Raw genomic sequence first — 17,277 nt, 5'->3', positions numbered from 1 at the left:
TTCCCGAAATAAGGGCTGCATATCTAGGGCAATTAGATGTCCACCTGGTAGGGTAACTAGGTCTGCTCCAAAAAATGGCAAATCGTAATTAAGGTGGGGAAATATTACAAAATTTAACACTTGGAGGGCAGCGCCACCTTGAACATGAGCTGCTCTAATTTGTCGGAGCTTGGGACTACAGTAGGCGTAACTGGTTGTTTTTACTTCTTGTTCCTTTTTGCCCTTGCCAGTTACAGCAACTTTATGTTCAAATCCAGGGGGTATGGGGTAAGGTTTTATTTCTAGTCCTTGCTTGAGGTGATCTAGAGCAGAATCTAGAAAAGGTTGATACAAATTCTCTATATTTTCAGTTGGTGTCATTACCTTAGTATTTCAGCAATTTATCTACAAAAACTTAGCTTACACCCACCTGGATGTGTTAGAAGGGTGCGAGTATCAATTTTTAACTGAATAGTTAACAAAATTAGTGAAGTTCTCTCCTGTTAAATCAAAGATGATAACGGGAGCTTCTCAAACAAAGAAGTTTCTTGCGAGTGCTGACGCAACGCTACGCGAACACAGGCTGATTAATCTCTGACGCCTCCACAAGCAGACAAGATGATACCCACCTCGTTTAACGCTTTATTTAATATGTTAATTGCAGCATTCTCGTCTCTATCTAAAACTGTTTTACATTTAGGGGAAGAATGAATTCTAACTGATAAAGTTTTAGGTACTTTTTGACCGCAATTACTACAATGAGTGTGATGTATTGTGAGGATGTACGGGGGAATGGCCATTCGCCCCTACTTACATGAACACCTTAAATAATTAATAATTAACAATTAATAATTAATAATTAAAGAATCATATCAAATCCGGTAGCATCGGTGTTATTTAATCTTTCAAGATAAGAGTCTATATTGTAGGGGCTAATGGCCATTAGCCCTTACCGATTGTATGATGATCGACAGAATTATACTACTCCGAAGTCAACGGATTTGATATCATTCATTATTCATTATTCATTGTTAATTATTTACCTACATCATAAATTGATTTTGATAGTTTAGTATTTTTTACTAAACCTCTAATATTTAAGTTTGCCTTCGGCACGCCGCTCCGCGTCTACAACTACAATCATGTCATATTGTTTAACTAATTTATGAGCAGTTTTATAATGAAAATCTTCTCTTTGTCTAGCAATATGTATTCAATGAATAATTAATAATGAAAGAAGGAAACTAATTATTCACTATTAATTGTTAATTGTTAGACGTTTATTTAGTTAAATTAAATTCTGATAATTATTAATTGTTAATTATTAATTATTCATTATCAACGTCGTCCTGCACGTTTACCAGCTTGATCGGGTATTAGCCTTTCATGTCGGCTCTTAGCCGAAACGTTTCCAAGCTTTATCTAGTCTTTGTAAGTTAATTTGTTGAACTTCGTATGGATATTTCTTTGTAGTCAGGAAATAACTTTTTTGTCTGTTTTAGTGCTGATTGCTGAAAATAATAATCTGGTCTCCTGGAAATCTCGCCAATAGGACATGAAATTAGTGAGCAACGGTCAATTTGACACCTAGTTCTATTCAACCAGTCTAGTCTTTGACTATCACGCATAATTGTAATGTCTTCGCAACAGTAAAGAGCCAATAATCAATTTTGACTGACTGTTCACAAGTAGGCTTAATTTTGTAGCAATGAGTAATTATCATAATTTTATACTACTCTTTATTGCTATATTTAAACATCAATCGAAACCTATTTAATTTGCTCTCGGCAATTCCCCTCCTGTTAAATGGCTCGATTATAATGGGAGACCCCTTGCCGAATCAAGTTGAAATTATCGGGTTGCATTGGGAACAGCTAATGGTACTGCATCTTCAAACAAGAATTCGTAGAGAAATTTTTCTGACCACTCATGGCCAAAATAACTGCTAAATAATCCTGATGCTGGGTCGCGCTCTGCACTATATTGATCGTAATCTTTTTGGGCTTTAATTATCTTTTGAATATCTTCTGTTTGATCGAGAGTTTCTGCTCCATCTAACATTTGCCAATACAAGTTAATGTATTCTTTATAAGCTTTCAAAAATGTAGTTTGCACTGTCTCTGCATCTGTTTTAGCAAACAGTAAATACTTGGAAAAATATTGATTGGCATCATAAAATTTCATTTCTAATTTTTGAGCCAAGTTATTATATTTTTCTCGCAGCGATCGCATTGGTTCTATATACTTTTCTAAATAAGATTCTTCTTGAAATAAAGGTTGAAAATCTAATACTATTAAAATTTTACTTTTACCAAAAGATAATAGGTCAATTCCTAAAAGTGGAATGTCATAGTAGTAACTGGGATAAATCACACTATTAAATACCTGAGCTGAAGCTCCTGCATCAATATAGGTATAACGTATTTTTCTTAGTTGAGGACACTCATAACACCAACTTTGGATAGTGGCTTGATTCTTGCCTCGATTACTAACGTTTGCTTCTAAACCAGCAGGAATTGGTCTACTGCTTAAGTCAAATTTACTGAATAGCTCTTTTTCTAAGTGTTCTAAGAATGGCCTGTACATTGATACTTATGGTAACATATTAAATCATTTTACAGAGTAATTGATGGCCATTACCATAGTCTCATTTCTCATAAACAAAGCAATAATCCTTCATAAAGTCAAACGGCAAAAATTAAATGTCAAAAGTTTTAATTAAGTAGGGGAGCGGACATAACATAACATAAGTGGCAGAAGAATGAAACTGAATAGGAATAAAGAAATTTGGGAAAGATGAAGATAATTTTTGGCAGTTAAAAACTCCTCTACTGTATAATTATAGGCAAAGATGGTATCTGTTTTCAGTATCTATATCTAGATTAATACTACACTATTCATTTTGACGATAATTATTGAAAATATTCATAAATATTTCCGATAAATTCACAATTTAATTTTCCAAAATAAAACTGATTTAATAGTTATTTTTAACCAATTTATGATGGTACTTGTTGCCAAAGTAAACGATATAGTTGTATTGGTTCGTCTTTTCCTTTAACCATGACTGGTGGAATTTTTTCTAAGGGAAATTGATGCTCTTTTAGCTTTTCTTGTGTAGTTTGACTAATCATAATTTCGTCAGCTTTTGCCTCACTACATATTCGGCTAGTAACATTAGTTGTATCACCAATAGTCGCATATTGAATTAACTTTTCTGAACCAATATTTCCGGCTGCTACTTTACCAGAATTAATTCCTATATGGATAGCAATTGGTTCTTGATGACGTTGTTCTCTCTGCTTATTGAAACTACGAACAGCCCACTGCATATCAATTGCTGCTTTAATCGCTTTTTCTACATCATTAGCAGTTTGATAAGGAGCACCCCAAATAGCAAATAAAGCATCTCCAATATATTTTTCCAGAGTTCCTTCATACCTAAAAACAATATCTTCTACCATGATTTTAAAATATTCATTCAACATAGATATTATTTGACGTGGCTCCATTGTTGAAGACATTTTTGTAAAGCCACTAATATCAGAAAATAAAGCAGTTACTTCTGTATCAATTATTTCTAATTTTTCTGTTTCTTTAAGTTTTCTAGCTACATTTGTAGGAAAGAAGCGCTCTAATTTATTTCGGATAATTGCTTCTACTTGTATCTTATTATAAAGTTGAGTATTCTCTATAGCGATCGCTGCTTGATTAGCTAAACCTGTGAGAAATTCGACATCTTCATCAGAATAAACATTTGATAATGATAAATTATCAGCATATAAGACTCCTATTATTTGATCTCTAGGTTTAAGGGGTATACAAACAGCTCCATGAATTGATTGAGAAACAATTGATTCTGGATTATCGAAGCGTTGATCGAGGCAAGCATTTGTGGTTAAAAAAGTTATACCTTTTTCTATGGCAAAGTTAGTAATATTTTTGCTATAAAATGAACCTTCAATATTAATTCCTACTCTTCCTTTTACTGCTTTTTGTTCAAGTTCTCCAGTTGTTTCATTCACTAAAAGAATCACAGCTCGATCTACTTTGATAATCTGAAATAGCAACTCAAGAATTTTTTCTAGTAATATTTCTAGTTCAGTGGGAGAAGAAAGCTGTTTGCTTACTTCTAGCAAAATTTTTAATTTGTCTACTGCTTGGAGATTACTATCTTTTTCCTTAAGTTTAAGCACTGAGAATGAATCATCTTGTTGCTGATCTAATAGTTCGTTTAACTCTGTGGGAGTAAACTCTTGTAAGTATTGTTTAACGATATTTGTCGGACTTATATCTTGTGCTTGACTAGAATTAGTAACAAATTTAAAAATTGCATTCCCACAATGAATTAAATCTCCCTCTTTGAGTATGCAACTATCAATTTTAATTCCATTAACAAAGGTACCATTACTACTATTTTGATCGACAATATTCACGCTATCTTGAGAAATTATAACTTGTGCATGATGACGGGAAACACTTGTTTCGTGAGTAATAGCAATAATATTATCTCTTTCTCTACCAATAGTAATTTCACCCGTGGGTAATTCATATATTTTTTCATTGCCAGTATCTGGAGCATAGATGAAATATGGCATTTACTGTACCTCCTAAGTAGTATGATTAATTAGGACTTGCTGATTAAATCTAAAAGCATTGACTGATTTTGGTTTTAGCATTTTTTGGTCTAAAAAAGTACCAGCTTTTCAGCGGAAGAAGCTCATGCATGCTAGTATTTTGGAATGATTATGGCAGAAAAATCACTCTTACAATTTTTCCGACTACCTCTTCTATAATTCCTATTTCTCCTGTATAGCTGTCTCCAGTATAGCTGTCTCCTACCCCTACTAAAAGACTTTTGAACGCAAACCCTAATTAAATATATAGCAGCCCTCGACGCAGTTATGCAGAAAATATCTGATAATTAGGGAATAGTTTAACTGGGGTAAGAGTTTCAGACTTTTTATTTATATTAAGTAAGTTTTACAACTCTTATCTTATATATAAATACCCTACATAGGTTTGGAAAAAATATTAATCTGAAAAAGTATATTTAAAACTTAGCCGAACTTTCCTCTATATACTTTGTCTCTATATACCTTGATTTTTTATAACCTATTGAGGATGTCTATAGCAAATATACAGATAAATAAGTAATATCATGTCCGGTTGAACAGTCATAAATAAATGACCAAGGAGTCAGGAGTCAGTCCTCAGGAGTCAGGAGGGAAGAAAGAAGAAGAAAGAGAAAGTTTTTTTATCACTAATTATCCGGACATGAGACAAGTCAAATTAAATCGAAAATCTTTGTGAGAAGGAATATGAAATAGAGGAAAAGGATAAACATTTTTTTTGACCTCATCTTAATTTCGATTTGAGCAGAAAATCGGAATTAAGTAGGGTTTGCCCTCAAAAGTCTTTTAGTAGGGGTAGGAGACAACCCACCCCTAACTCCTCCCAGGAGGGGAAGAAAGGAGAAATGGGAATGAGCGAGGAGGTAGGATTCATTAATGGATAATTGATAATGGATAATTGATAATTACCTCGGGTTTTAACCGTTACGGAATTGAATATAAGGAAATATTATTTCTTTTTTTTCCCCTTAAAAGGGGAGGCTTTAAACCAGAATTATTTAATTATTAATTAGTTAATTATTCGGTAAGAATTGTCCTTTAATTTTTCTGCCCAACTATTACACAAATACTAATTTTTTGAGCCTTCTTAGCCGAAGATATGGTACTTTTTTCCCTCCTTAAATGCTACAAGCAATATCAGTCAATCCTTTAATATTTAATCAGCAAACCCTAAGTAGAACAGGCTAAAAAAAGACGTTGCATATTTAACAGGAGTTACGCAAATTTACTTTTAAACCACCATCTATAGGGGTAAATAGTATTCTTTCTTGCTATATGTAGAGTCTCTGCGTAAGTCGTGTTTAATCAAAAAAACCCTAAAGCCATTGAATATAAACTTTTGAGCTAATTTATAACTTGATACATAGCGCCCAAAATTTACCATGTTCTACTTAGGAACATAGAGAAAATACAATCTACTTCCGTCAAATGTGAAGCTTTATAATGGGTGCAAATACACAACATATTTTGGGGTTGCACATTATGGAATGATATTGCCAAAAATTAGTTTAGACTTTGACTAAAAATAACCATTAATTAATCATTCTAGCAATTGATTAATCCACAATCCAATTCAATCAAAATTCTCACTCAAATCATTCGTCGCTGTGCAATGCCCATATTTTCAATACCATCACTAAAACTTGATGCAGTTTTACCAAAATTAATTGGCCACTCAAGATTCTCAATATTATTTAATTAAAATATATATCTGAAAATTTTTCAGATATGCAGTTCAAAAGATTTAGATTTTATATGACAAATTGAAAAAAACCAGTATTTGTTAGAACCTCAAATACTGGTTTTTTTAGTTTTAAAATAAACTATTTTAAAATTGAGTAAGTATAACAGTTGAAGCAAAGGTTAGGATAGATAAAAAGCTTAAAACTCAGACAACGCAGTATTTTTTCTTCTTCCTTCTCTCCTAGATAACTAAAGCCTTCTTCCTTCTGCTATATGGCTAAACTTATTTCATAAATGAACCTACTACACCATTCATATCACTATCTAAAGGATCGCCCAAAGCAGTAAATTTCCACACTGTTTTATCTCGATAAATAGCTCCCATTAACATTGATATTTTACCCTGATAAGCGCCATTACCAGATAAAGTATATTTAGCTATTTCTATTCCTTTATTATCAATAGCTCTAACAAAAGCATTTTCTACCATCCCAAATTGTTGCTTCCTTTCTTTAGCTTGATAAATGCTTACTGCTAAGATAATTTTTTGGTATTTTTCAGGAATAGAATTTAGTTTCAAAATTATTTGTTCATCGTCTCCCTCTCCTTCTCCCGTAAGATTATCTCCTGAATGAATTATTGTCTTATCATTCGATTCTAAATGACCATAATAAATTACATCTTCTTTGTAGTTTTTGAGCTTGTCGTTTTCTTGTAATAAAATTGCATAACCATCAAGGTCAAAATCCCATCTATTACCGAATAAACCAGCTAAACCACTTGCAGATTTAGCAACATCCCATCCTAGACCCATTGTCAGTCGTGATAGATCGTATTCACTTTTATTAAGTACAATTTTTTGTCCTTTTTCGAGCTTAATAGTCATGTATTTAGTACCCTTTATAAAGTCTGAAAATTTTTCAATTTAGTTAATCTGATTTTTGCTGATAGCAATGAACTGTCAAAAGTCTGCTTTCTAGTATTTATTTTGCTATCTGGATTTGAAGATTTATTGTATATCAAACACCATAATATAGTTAAATCAAATTGTTTAAGAGCTGATTTTTACTATTCCGATTCACTTATTTGGTCAATTACTAATTTTACAACTGATCACTGAAATAACTTGCACTTTAACCAAATTAATTCAGATCACTACTTCCTACCAGATACCCAATTAAATCCATATTTATAAAATTGGTCTGCCTCTTTATGACCTGAAAAATATTTCTCTTCTTTAACAATCATAATTTGAGAGTTAATATTTTTCAGCAATGCTGCAACACAAAAACTACAATTACTATTTGGATTATTCAATTCTAGATAGACTTCTTCATCATTACTAATTTTAAAGAACATCCTTCCGCGTACTGACTTAAAATCTTCAGCACCTTCATATATGAAACAAAAAAATAATATTCTTTGAATTAAATCAGGTCTGAAAATATACATATTTTCACCATCATTTGCTTGACCTGTTCGGTCATCTTTATCCAAGTAAATGTAAGGTGAAGTTTTTCTTGAGCCAAAGTTTTCCCCTAATGGTTGAATAACTCCCTTTTCACCATTCATCATTTCATACATACATCCTAAATCTAAATCTGGCGCACTATTACTGCCAAAGATTTTTCCTATCCAACCACTTCGATTATTTGTAATAGCTTCCCAATTCAAATTAACATGAACTATAACAGGGTCAGTACTATAATCTTTGCTCAAGTTTATATTATGAAAGTCCCCAGTTTTTTCTAGTTTAATAACCACGATTTTTGATTTTTAACTAACAACAAAACAATTAGGTAGTCCTAAAGATGTAAGAATATTAGTTGCTACATATCCTTAACTACCGGGAGGTAGAAGAGAGAAATCATTACTTATTTAGCACTACCAATATTTAGAGCTTGCTGATTAATTCTCAAAGTATTGACAGATAAAGGTTTTAGCTTTTTAGAGTCAAAAAAAGTACCAGCTTTTCGGTGGCAAGAGCTGCATAAAGCTAGTATTTTGGGATGATTATGGCAGAAAAATTGAGAGACAATTCTTAACTCCTACCTCCTCGCTCATTCCCATTTCTCCTGTCTCCTGTCTCCTGTCTCCTACCCCAACAAAAAGACTTTCCATACGCAAACCCTATTTAAACTTTAATTTTCCAAGTTTTGGGTTTTAGCTATAGCAAAACCCAAATTGAAAGTACTATCTATAGTTATTAGTAAACATATTTCTCGACAAAAGTTTGTAAACCTGCGTTATATCCTGTTCCCACAGCTTGAAATCTCCACTCATTATTTTTTTTATAGAGACGACCAAATTCTATTGCAGTTTCTCTCGAAAAGTCTTCTTCTAATTCATATTTAGTTATTTCTTCTTGAGTCTCCAAATTGTAAACTCTAATAAACGAATTTTTAACTTGCCCAAAGTTTTGTCTTCTTTTTTCTGCATCGTGGATAGTCACAACAAAAAGTAGTTCTTCAATAGTAGAATTAACATTAGTTAAATCTACTTCTATTGTTTCATCATCTCCTTCTCCTTCTCCAGTTCTATTATCTCCCCAATGCTTGACTGCACTATCTGGTGATTTTAAATTATTGTAGAAAATAAAGTATTCATCTTCAGGGATTTTACCATTATCTCCTAACATAAATACAGAAGCATCTAAGTCAAATTCTACACCTGTATCAGTAGGATTAACATCCCAACCTAAACCAATACCTACTTTTGCTAGACCTGGTGCATCTTTAGAAAGATTAATTCTGTGACCTTTGCTAAGTTTAACAGACATTTATTACCCTCTTTTATTACTAAACAGTTTCAAAAATTCTTTAAGGTGATATAGCGTTACGCACAAGTCAGAAGTCAGAAGTAATCTCTGACTAAGTTTGAGCATTTATAAATGTCCTAACCTATTTATGTAGTGCTATATTTGATATTTTTCAGGGTCGGAATAATTTATGGATATACAGTTGAGAAAACAAGATGAAAATTAGGAAGGCAGCATAAATCAATTTATACCCTTAAGCAAGATACCTTTTTTATTGCATTTTGTGTCTTGTAGTCGTCAGGATTATCAAATAGTCAAATAGTAAAAAAATATTCTTACCTTGATGCATAAATTCATCTAGTTTCTCTAAATTATACGACAGAAAGTCAAGATATATTCTTGATTTATTCTGCCTCCTGACTGCTGCTCTATGTCTTAAACTTTGATAATTTTTTGAGTTAATTTAGATAAGGTTTTTATGGACTTGCCTCTCAATTTTTTGAGCAGATTTTACTGCCTAGAATTACAACTATATCCTTAAGCGATTTCTATTGAAGCCGAATATTTGTTTACTCAATTAATAAATTTTCCAAGAATAAACTACAGATTGGAGATTTTGGATTACAGAAAAATTACTCTCTAATCCAAAATACTAATTCAAAATTTACTTTGACCTAATAATTAAGGTTTAAAACCTCTCCCGATCAAGAATAAAAAAAAAGAAAAAATATTTTTAGTCAATCCTCTTCGTTTTAAGGAGAGGTAATTGTTAATTGTTAAACAGTTTATTACATAATCAATTAAGTATATTTCTGTACAAAGCTTTCTAAACCAGAGTTATAACCTTCTCCAACAGCTTGAAATTTCCATTCACCGCTTTTTTTATACAATTTACCGAACTCTATAGCTGTTTCCCTCGAAAAATCTTCTTCCAACTCATATTTAGTTATTTCTTGTTGAGTTTCTCCATCATAAATTCTGATATAAGAATTTCTTACTTGTCCGAAGTTTTGTCTTCTTTTATCTGCTTCATATATAGTGACAACAAAAACAATTTCTTCAATGGCAGAATCAACTTTTGATAAATCTACAGTGACAGTCTCATCATCTCCTTCTCCTTTTCCTGTACGACTATCTCCCATAGACTCTACTGAACCATCAGCAGATTTAAGGTTATTATAAAAAACAAAATATTTCTCTTGAGAAATTTTGCCACTTGCTCCTAACATAAACACAGAAACATCAAGGTCAAAATCTGAACCTGTATCTGAGACATTTACATCCCATCCTAAACCTACAGCAGCTTTTTTCATTCCAGGCGCTTCTTTAGACAGACTTACTCTTTCACCTTTGGTGAGATTAATACTCATAAATATTTCCTTGATTTATTTACTATTTTTAACTACAAGTAGCACAACTATAGATTACGGAAAACGATTACAATCAAATTTTAATTAGGGCTTGCTGATTAAATATCAAAGCATTGACTGATATTGGTTTGCTGCCTTTTTTGGTAGAAAAAAGTGCAAGCTTTTCGGCTCAACAAAAAGCTAGTATTTTGGGACTATTATGGCAGAAAAATCACTCTTACAATTTTTCCGACTACCTCCTAATTAATTCCCATTTCTCCAGTATAGCTGTCTCCAGTATAGCTGTCTCCTACCCCTACTAAAAGACTTTTTCAGCAAACCCTAATTAAGATGTCTAATTATGACAAAAGTTTGATTAAAACCAACCTTTGCTATTTGGTAATGACATGAAAAACTAAATAGTATCTGCCAAAAAAATCCTCTGATTAGAATCGGGAAACTAGAAAAGTTTGATCGTTAGTTCAACCCTATTAATGGACTGTGTGATGTTCAAAAATTTTTGAATATCAAAAAATTTCCTTGGTTTTGCTATTATGAAATACCTCAAGTTTCACTTAGTCGAATTTTTAAGAGTTCTCGCTCATATTGAAACTAAAATATCTCATTTTTTTTCATAAAATACTAAATAAATTATACCATTCTCAAGAAGTGTTTCTACATTGATTTTTTTCTAGTAAAAGTCTGCTAAATAGAGCAGGCTAAAAAAAAGATGTTGCATATTTAATCAAAAAAAAACCTAAAGCCATTGAATATAAACTTTTGAGCTAATTTACAACTTGATAAATAGCGTCCAAAATTTACCATGTTCTACTTATAAGCGGAAAAATTGGTTTGACCATCAAGGAAAATTGGGATTGCGCATTGAACCAATAATAATTTATTTTCAACTATGATATAGATAGCAATCTTATTTTAACAGCCTTCAGCTGAAACTCAGGAGAAGGCTGTTAAAAAGTAGCATAACTAACTCCTAATAGCTGAATGCTTACGATTAACTAATCTTTCTTGTACCCCAAATAATAATGATTGATTTTCCTTCTTTTCGCTGATAAATATTTTGCTGAACACTCTGCAAAATTCCCCTTAATTCCTACCTCCTAATTCCTTGATTGAATAATTTGTTTCTGATATTCATCTTCTGTCATTAAATCTGTGCTACTTTCCACACGATCTAAAAATACTAGACCTTCTAGATGATCATATTCATGCTGAAAAATTCTAGCAACAAAATCTGTTAATTCTTGTCTTTCTAGTTTTCCTTCTCGGTTAGTATATTCTACGTTTATTACTCTATATCTTGGTACTAAACCCCTAATTCCTGGCACACTTAAACAACCTTCCCACCCCTTAATTCTATCTTCTGAATAAGATATTAATTTAGGGTTAATCATAGCTGTCGGCTCCATTTTTGGTGCATTTGGATATCTGAGATTGGGTCTAGATGCAACAATGAATAAGCGATCGCTAATTGAAACTTGTGGAGCAGCTATTCCTACACCATTGGTTTCAATTATTGTGACAATTAAATTATCGATTAGCTCCTGTAAATTTTTATCCCAAATATTATTAATAGGTTGCGCCTGATATCGTAATATTTCATTGCCTAAGTGAGCTACTTGTAATACTGCCATAATTTTTTTCTATGCAAAATTTACTTCTAGCTGCTTGCTAGTGAATCAATTATATGAACTTATTGGGTCAGATGATAAAACAGTACGTTTTTTGGCATTTGACAATAAATTTTGGTTGTAAGGGAGTAGGGAGTAGAGAAATGTCCGCACCCTATTTGCATAGTGCTATAAAACAGCAAATTTTTATCCTCACCTTAATTCCAAGTTATATCAAATCTCAAAAATTGTGCTTTGGCTATAAGTAAAAGTAGCCGTTTAGTTTACCTGTACAGTAGGATTGAAAAAATACAGAATAACTTAATTCCAAAGTAGGGATACATATTCCATCACTTCGGAGTGAAGCATGAAAAATTTTTGTTTGAGAGTCTAATTACATATAGCATTAATATTGATAATTAGGGTTTGCGCTCAAAAGTCTTTTAGTAGGGGTAAGAGACAGGAGAAAACCCACTCCTAACCCCTCCCAGGAGGGGAGAAATGGGAATGAGCGAGGAGGTAGGAGCTAAGTTTTGTTCCTTAATTTTTCGGCCCTTATCTTGACCAAAATCCGCTCCTAAATTGAACCATTACCACTTAAAACCTCGCACTTTTTGATACTTAAAAAGGCACTTACCTTTATCTATAAAAACTTTTAGATTTAATCAGCAAGCCCTAATTAGTAGAACACCAATCTTATAGAAAAAAATAGGGAATCAAGAATTTTCATTAACTCCTCTACTCCCTACTTTTTATTCTTAGAGCCTCTAATTAGGAAAATTAAAAAAGCAATAACTAGGATTAAAATTACCCCAATCTATTCAAGGAATTTCAAGAGTTAATTCTTTGAGAATACTTCAAACCAAAATATTTATTCCTTCTTTATTCAAATAAAGTAAAGTTAAATAATTATCCTCTTAATCGAGATGGTAAGTTACCAGTACGCAACTGAAAACTTAAGTTCTGACCATTACGATTAACTTCCAATTCCAACAAACTGCCCACCGTTTTATTCTGAACAATTTGTTGTACATTTTCAGATTCAGTAATAGTTTGATTATCAATTCTTTGAATTACATCTCCTGGTTGTAAACCACTTCTATCCGCAGGAGATCCAGGTACAACTTGCATAATTAATACCCCTCGATCCCTGAATAACCGAACATTTGTATTTAAGCTTCTGTCGAGTTCTTGCTTAAGTTCAGGTGTCAGAGTTTGCATCGCAATACCCAAATAAGCGTGTTCTGCTTTACCCCCCTTAATTAATTGTTGAGCAATTTGTTGAGCATTATTAATCGGAATTGCAAAACCTAAGCCTTGAGCACCATCAATAATAGCTGTATTAATGCCAACCACCTCACCATTTTGATTAAGTAGAGGGCCACCAGAATTACCAGGATTAATCGCAGCATCCGTCTGAATAAATCCTACTCGCTTATCTGGGACGCCCACATCACTACTAGAACGACCCGTAGCACTAATAATACCAACTGTTACAGAATTATCTAAACCCAGAGGGTTGCCAATAGCGATCGCCCATTCTCCAGGTTGCAGATTATTTGAATCTCCCACAGTTACGGTAGGAAGATTATTAGCATCAATTTTAATAACAGCTACATCAGTTACAGAGTCTGTGCCCAAAACTCTACCTTGTAAGCGACGACCATCTTTAAGCACAACTTCTACAGTAGTTGAACCCTCTACAACGTGAGCATTAGTGAGAATTTTACCATCAGAACTAATGATAAAACCAGAGCCAGTACCTTGCTCAACTGGTCCAGAACGTGAAGGAGGTTCATAACCATAGAAATCTTCTGGTATTCCTCGACCAAACATATTAGGTCGTTGACTGAATGTTCGAGAAGCATTAATCCTAACTACTGCCGGACCAACTTTTTGGACTGCATCTACAATAAAGTTGCCATTAGAAATAGGTGCTCTAACTGGTAACCAATTAGACTTTTCTGATTTAGAAGTACCATAACTATTAGAAGATGATTGAACTATCTGTGTTGAATTTTCCGAAGAGCTAGTTGTCTGTGGGAATATGATGCGTTGGCCCAACAATGCTCCTCCAGCCCCTGCTAATATTAATAGATAGGTTAAAGGTTGTTGCCAAAATACTTTGTCTGTTGTTCTTTTCATTGTTATTTGTTGATATTTGTAATTGGTTCGTCTCTTAAGAATGAATAATTCAGGGTTTAGCTTCCTGATGATCGGTTTTCTTTAATTTTTGCTACAATACCTCTGGAGTTTATTACTTATTTTCTACTTCTGAATGTTTACATAAGATAGTGATATGTTAAATTTAACATTTATCGAAAATGATGTCCGGTTATTTAGAGTTAGTGATTCCACACCTAGTACTTAAGTTTTTTATACCATTTTCAGAAAATATTTCTACATAGACCAAAGAGGTAGTAATGGAGCAGCAGTGTTACCCCCTCAAGGTTTAATTAGTTGCTCTACTTGGGGTATTCCCAAGACCTCACTAACTCATCTTGTAGCGCACCAACAGAGGGAAAGATAAGTGTATGGAAAAAGAGAAAAAAAAGGTTTTGCTGATTTTTACTATGATTTTTCTTTAATAGCAGTTCCGCAACAGAACCCACACGCGAATAGCCTAACTATTAACTGAAAAGGATTTTAGATTTTGCCAAATTTAAGTTTCATAGTTTGATTCAGTAAAATCTATGGAAAAAGAGAAAAAAAGATTAAATACTTATAATATATGTGAGGGATTAAATTTTATATTTAAGGCAGAAAACACAGATTAATATCTAACTACCTTAGGGTGAATAGGGTTATGAAAATTCAAATTTCAACTTTCAATGAGTTAATTTTTATCAAATCATTATCATAAGTATTTGTGCCAAATTAATTTAATATTTGTTAGTAGAGAGTAGGAAGTAGGGAAGAAAAATATAATTGTATACTTGAGCAATAGATGAACCTATCCCATTATTTTTAACAGGCTTATTCATTTAAGTAAAATTTATTTGAAAAGCTTTATTTTTCGTTGTTAACTATCAAAACATTTAGGGTTTTTGGTAAAAGTATTATTACTGGGATAGGTTCATATAAAAATATAAAAATAATTTTTTATACTTATTTAACTCGATCATTAAATATACAATTAATTTTCCATGACTACTTACGAAGTTACATATAAATGAATCTACGATTATCTCTCTATTGACCTTTACTATACTTACTATCCCTAAAAAAAATATCCGGTTGTTTTTACAGAAATCTGCTTCATATTATTTCTGCATATCCCTATGATTTATTTAATGGTTGCTGATGAATAAAAAAAATGATGATTCAGATATAAATTTACAGGCATAAATTTTAGGCGTTGCTGATTCTGGCTATGATTTGATAATTTTGTATTTGGGATTTTTTATTTTGGATAGTTTGAACTACTTGTTAATATTTCCTATTCCCTATTCCCTATAAACCTACTTTCATACCTTAATTCAGCAATGCCAAATTTTATTCAAATAAAATTTTATTCAAAATGACTTTTTTTCCTGACTTCTGAATTATGAACCTTCTGAATGATTATCAAGTATTCCTGTAGAAACAGTAATATTAGTCAATCGAACCTTTTTAATCTCAAGATATAAACTGTAAAAATAACTACTTGTTTACCACGATAAAATTGCTATAAATTTAATTTTAAATTACCAATAAAAAACCTTTTAATCAATCTGAATATTTCGGGTTTCCACATATAAATAAAGTGTTTTTTGCAAAATTTATGAGAAACCCGACAACTAAAATTTGACAATATAGCTTAGGATCAACTAAGTCAATAATTCAGTTAATTAATCTTCAGCAAAAATGTAGCGATAAAGTTCATCAGCTCCAGGTTCTGGACTACCTGTACCAAACTCAACTGCTTCAGCAATCAAATTTTCAATCTTTTGATCGATTGCTTTTAACTCTGCAACATCCGCCAAATTATGTTCTGTCAGATAAGCTGTAAATTGCTCGATCGGGTCACGAGAAAACCAATATTCCTTTTCTTCCTTATCCCGTAATTCATCAGGGTCAGCCAAAGAATGTCCTCGGAATCGATAAGTTAAAGCTTCAATTAAAGTAGGTCCTTCACCAGCACGAGCTCTCGCCACAGCCTCTTGAGCAGCAGAATGTACTGCCAATACATCCATACCATCAACCTCCACACCTACCATACCAAAGGCATGAGCCTTCTTATAAATCTCAGGTTCAGAAGTAGCCCGTTCGTGAGCCATACCAATTGCCCACTTATTATTCTCCACTACATAAATAATTGGTAATTTCCACAACGTGGCCATATTGAGGCATTCAAAAAATTGGCCATTATTACAAGCTCCATCTCCAAAGAAACAGGCCGTTACTTGGTCAGCAGCTTCATCCCCCATACTTTCCCGACGATATTTACTCTGAAAAGCAGCCCCAGTTGCTACAGGAATGCCTTCAGCAACAAAAGCATAACCTCCTAATAAATTATGTTCGGCCGAGAACATATGCATCGACCCACCACGACCTTTAGAACAACCTGTAGCTTTACCAAATAATTCAGCCATAACTTCCCGTGCTGGTACACCAGCACTTAAGGCATGAACATGGTCTCTATAAGTGCTGCAAACAAAATCTTCATCTTGGCGCATAGCTTTAATCACACCAGAAGAAACTGCTTCTTGTCCATTATAAAGATGAACAAAGCCAAACATCTTACCTCGATAATACATTTCAGCACACTTATCTTCAAACAAGCGCCCTAAAACCATATCTTCATATAGTATTAATCCTTCTTCTTTAGTGATTTTTATACTATTGGTATCAAAAGTAGGTAATATACGTTCTTGGATCATTTTATTTATCCTCAGCTAGTATGATGAGTAGTAAATCTTATGTTAGAAGTTAAAGGTGTTAAACTAAGCCAGGTAAGTTACCCTACCCAACTCGTCTTCAGAACCGGACGTGAGACTTTCACCTCATCACGGCTCCTCTCCTAAACGTCCCTTTTTATGGGTACATCCCTGCCTTAATGAATAATGAATAATGAATAATTAATAATTAATTAATGAAAAACAAATTAATTAGGGTTGGCGCTCAAAAGTATGAGTGTTAAGACTAGGAGTCAGGAGCCAGAATCCATAATTCAGGAGGAACGGAGAATTATAGAGGAGGTAGTTGGAAGAATCGTCCCTTAATTTTTATGCCCAACTATGCGCCAAAATACGCTCATTTTTTAA

General features: G+C 32.9%; 11 protein-coding genes and 1 pseudogene. 1 reads left to right on the top strand and 11 read right to left on the bottom strand.

The genetic code is table 11. The features are described 5' to 3' along the window. The 4 genes and pseudogenes from F6K15_RS34240 to F6K15_RS34220 all read right to left on the bottom strand — a co-directional run. Positions 1-360: pseudogene (locus F6K15_RS34240) on the bottom strand (phycoerythrobilin:ferredoxin oxidoreductase); the annotation flags it as partial. A gap of 206 nt (positions 361-566) precedes the next feature. Then, on the bottom strand, positions 567-779 hold the full coding sequence (locus F6K15_RS34235; RefSeq protein ID WP_293070020.1) for a zinc ribbon domain-containing protein: 213 nt from the start codon (positions 777-779) through the stop codon (positions 567-569). Positions 780-1,830: 1,051 nt separating this feature from the next. Beyond that, positions 1,831-2,565 carry a 15,16-dihydrobiliverdin:ferredoxin oxidoreductase gene (locus F6K15_RS34225; RefSeq protein ID WP_293070019.1) on the bottom strand — a complete coding sequence of 245 codons (735 nt, stop codon included), beginning with the start codon at positions 2,563-2,565 and terminating at the stop codon, positions 1,831-1,833. Positions 2,566-2,978: 413 nt separating this feature from the next. Continuing rightward, positions 2,979-4,577, bottom strand: coding sequence for an adenylate/guanylate cyclase domain-containing protein (locus F6K15_RS34220; RefSeq protein ID WP_293070018.1), 1,599 nt, complete (start codon positions 4,575-4,577; stop codon positions 2,979-2,981). Between the two features lie 589 nt (positions 4,578-5,166). On the opposite strand from F6K15_RS34220, the gene F6K15_RS34215 reads away from it, so the two are divergent. Beyond that, a complete protein-coding gene (locus F6K15_RS34215; RefSeq protein ID WP_293070017.1) occupies positions 5,167-5,292 on the top strand; it encodes a hypothetical protein in 126 nt (41 codons plus the stop codon). Positions 5,293-6,579: 1,287 nt separating this feature from the next. Here F6K15_RS34215 and F6K15_RS34210 read toward each other — a convergent pair. The 7 genes from F6K15_RS34210 to pdhA form a co-directional block, all read right to left on the bottom strand. Next, complete coding sequence (locus F6K15_RS34210; RefSeq protein WP_293070015.1) at positions 6,580-7,182, bottom strand: TerD family protein; 603 nt, start codon at positions 7,180-7,182, stop codon at positions 6,580-6,582. A 269-nt stretch (positions 7,183-7,451) separates the two neighbouring features. Next, positions 7,452-8,060 (bottom strand): hypothetical protein, encoded by a 609-nt coding sequence (locus tag F6K15_RS34205; protein ID WP_293070013.1) that lies wholly within the window; start codon positions 8,058-8,060, stop codon positions 7,452-7,454. A gap of 442 nt (positions 8,061-8,502) precedes the next feature. Further along, positions 8,503-9,075 carry a TerD family protein gene (locus F6K15_RS34200; RefSeq protein WP_293070011.1) on the bottom strand — a complete coding sequence of 191 codons (573 nt, stop codon included), beginning with the start codon at positions 9,073-9,075 and terminating at the stop codon, positions 8,503-8,505. 779 nt (positions 9,076-9,854) lie between these two features. Further along, a complete protein-coding gene (locus tag F6K15_RS34195; RefSeq protein WP_293070009.1) occupies positions 9,855-10,424 on the bottom strand; it encodes a TerD family protein in 570 nt (189 codons plus the stop codon). 1,097 nt (positions 10,425-11,521) lie between these two features. Then, complete coding sequence (gene def, locus F6K15_RS34190) at positions 11,522-12,055, bottom strand: peptide deformylase (RefSeq protein ID WP_375341107.1); 534 nt, start codon at positions 12,053-12,055, stop codon at positions 11,522-11,524. Between the two features lie 885 nt (positions 12,056-12,940). Continuing rightward, entirely contained in the window at positions 12,941-14,176 is a 1,236-nt protein-coding gene (locus F6K15_RS34185; protein WP_293070007.1) for an HhoA/HhoB/HtrA family serine endopeptidase, read from the bottom strand. Between the two features lie 1,685 nt (positions 14,177-15,861). Continuing rightward, the gene (pdhA, locus tag F6K15_RS34180; protein WP_293070005.1) at positions 15,862-16,893 is read right to left on the bottom strand and encodes a pyruvate dehydrogenase (acetyl-transferring) E1 component subunit alpha; all 1,032 of its coding nucleotides are present in this window, start codon (positions 16,891-16,893) and stop codon (positions 15,862-15,864) included. Positions 16,894-17,277 lie beyond the last annotated feature (384 nt).

Origin of the sequence: Okeania sp. SIO2B3, from assembly GCF_010672525.1 — a bacterium.
Classification (GTDB): domain Bacteria; phylum Cyanobacteriota; class Cyanobacteriia; order Cyanobacteriales; family Microcoleaceae; genus Okeania.
The sequence above is the reverse complement of the archived record's forward strand: the minus strand, read 5'-3'. Positions and strand labels throughout refer to the sequence as shown.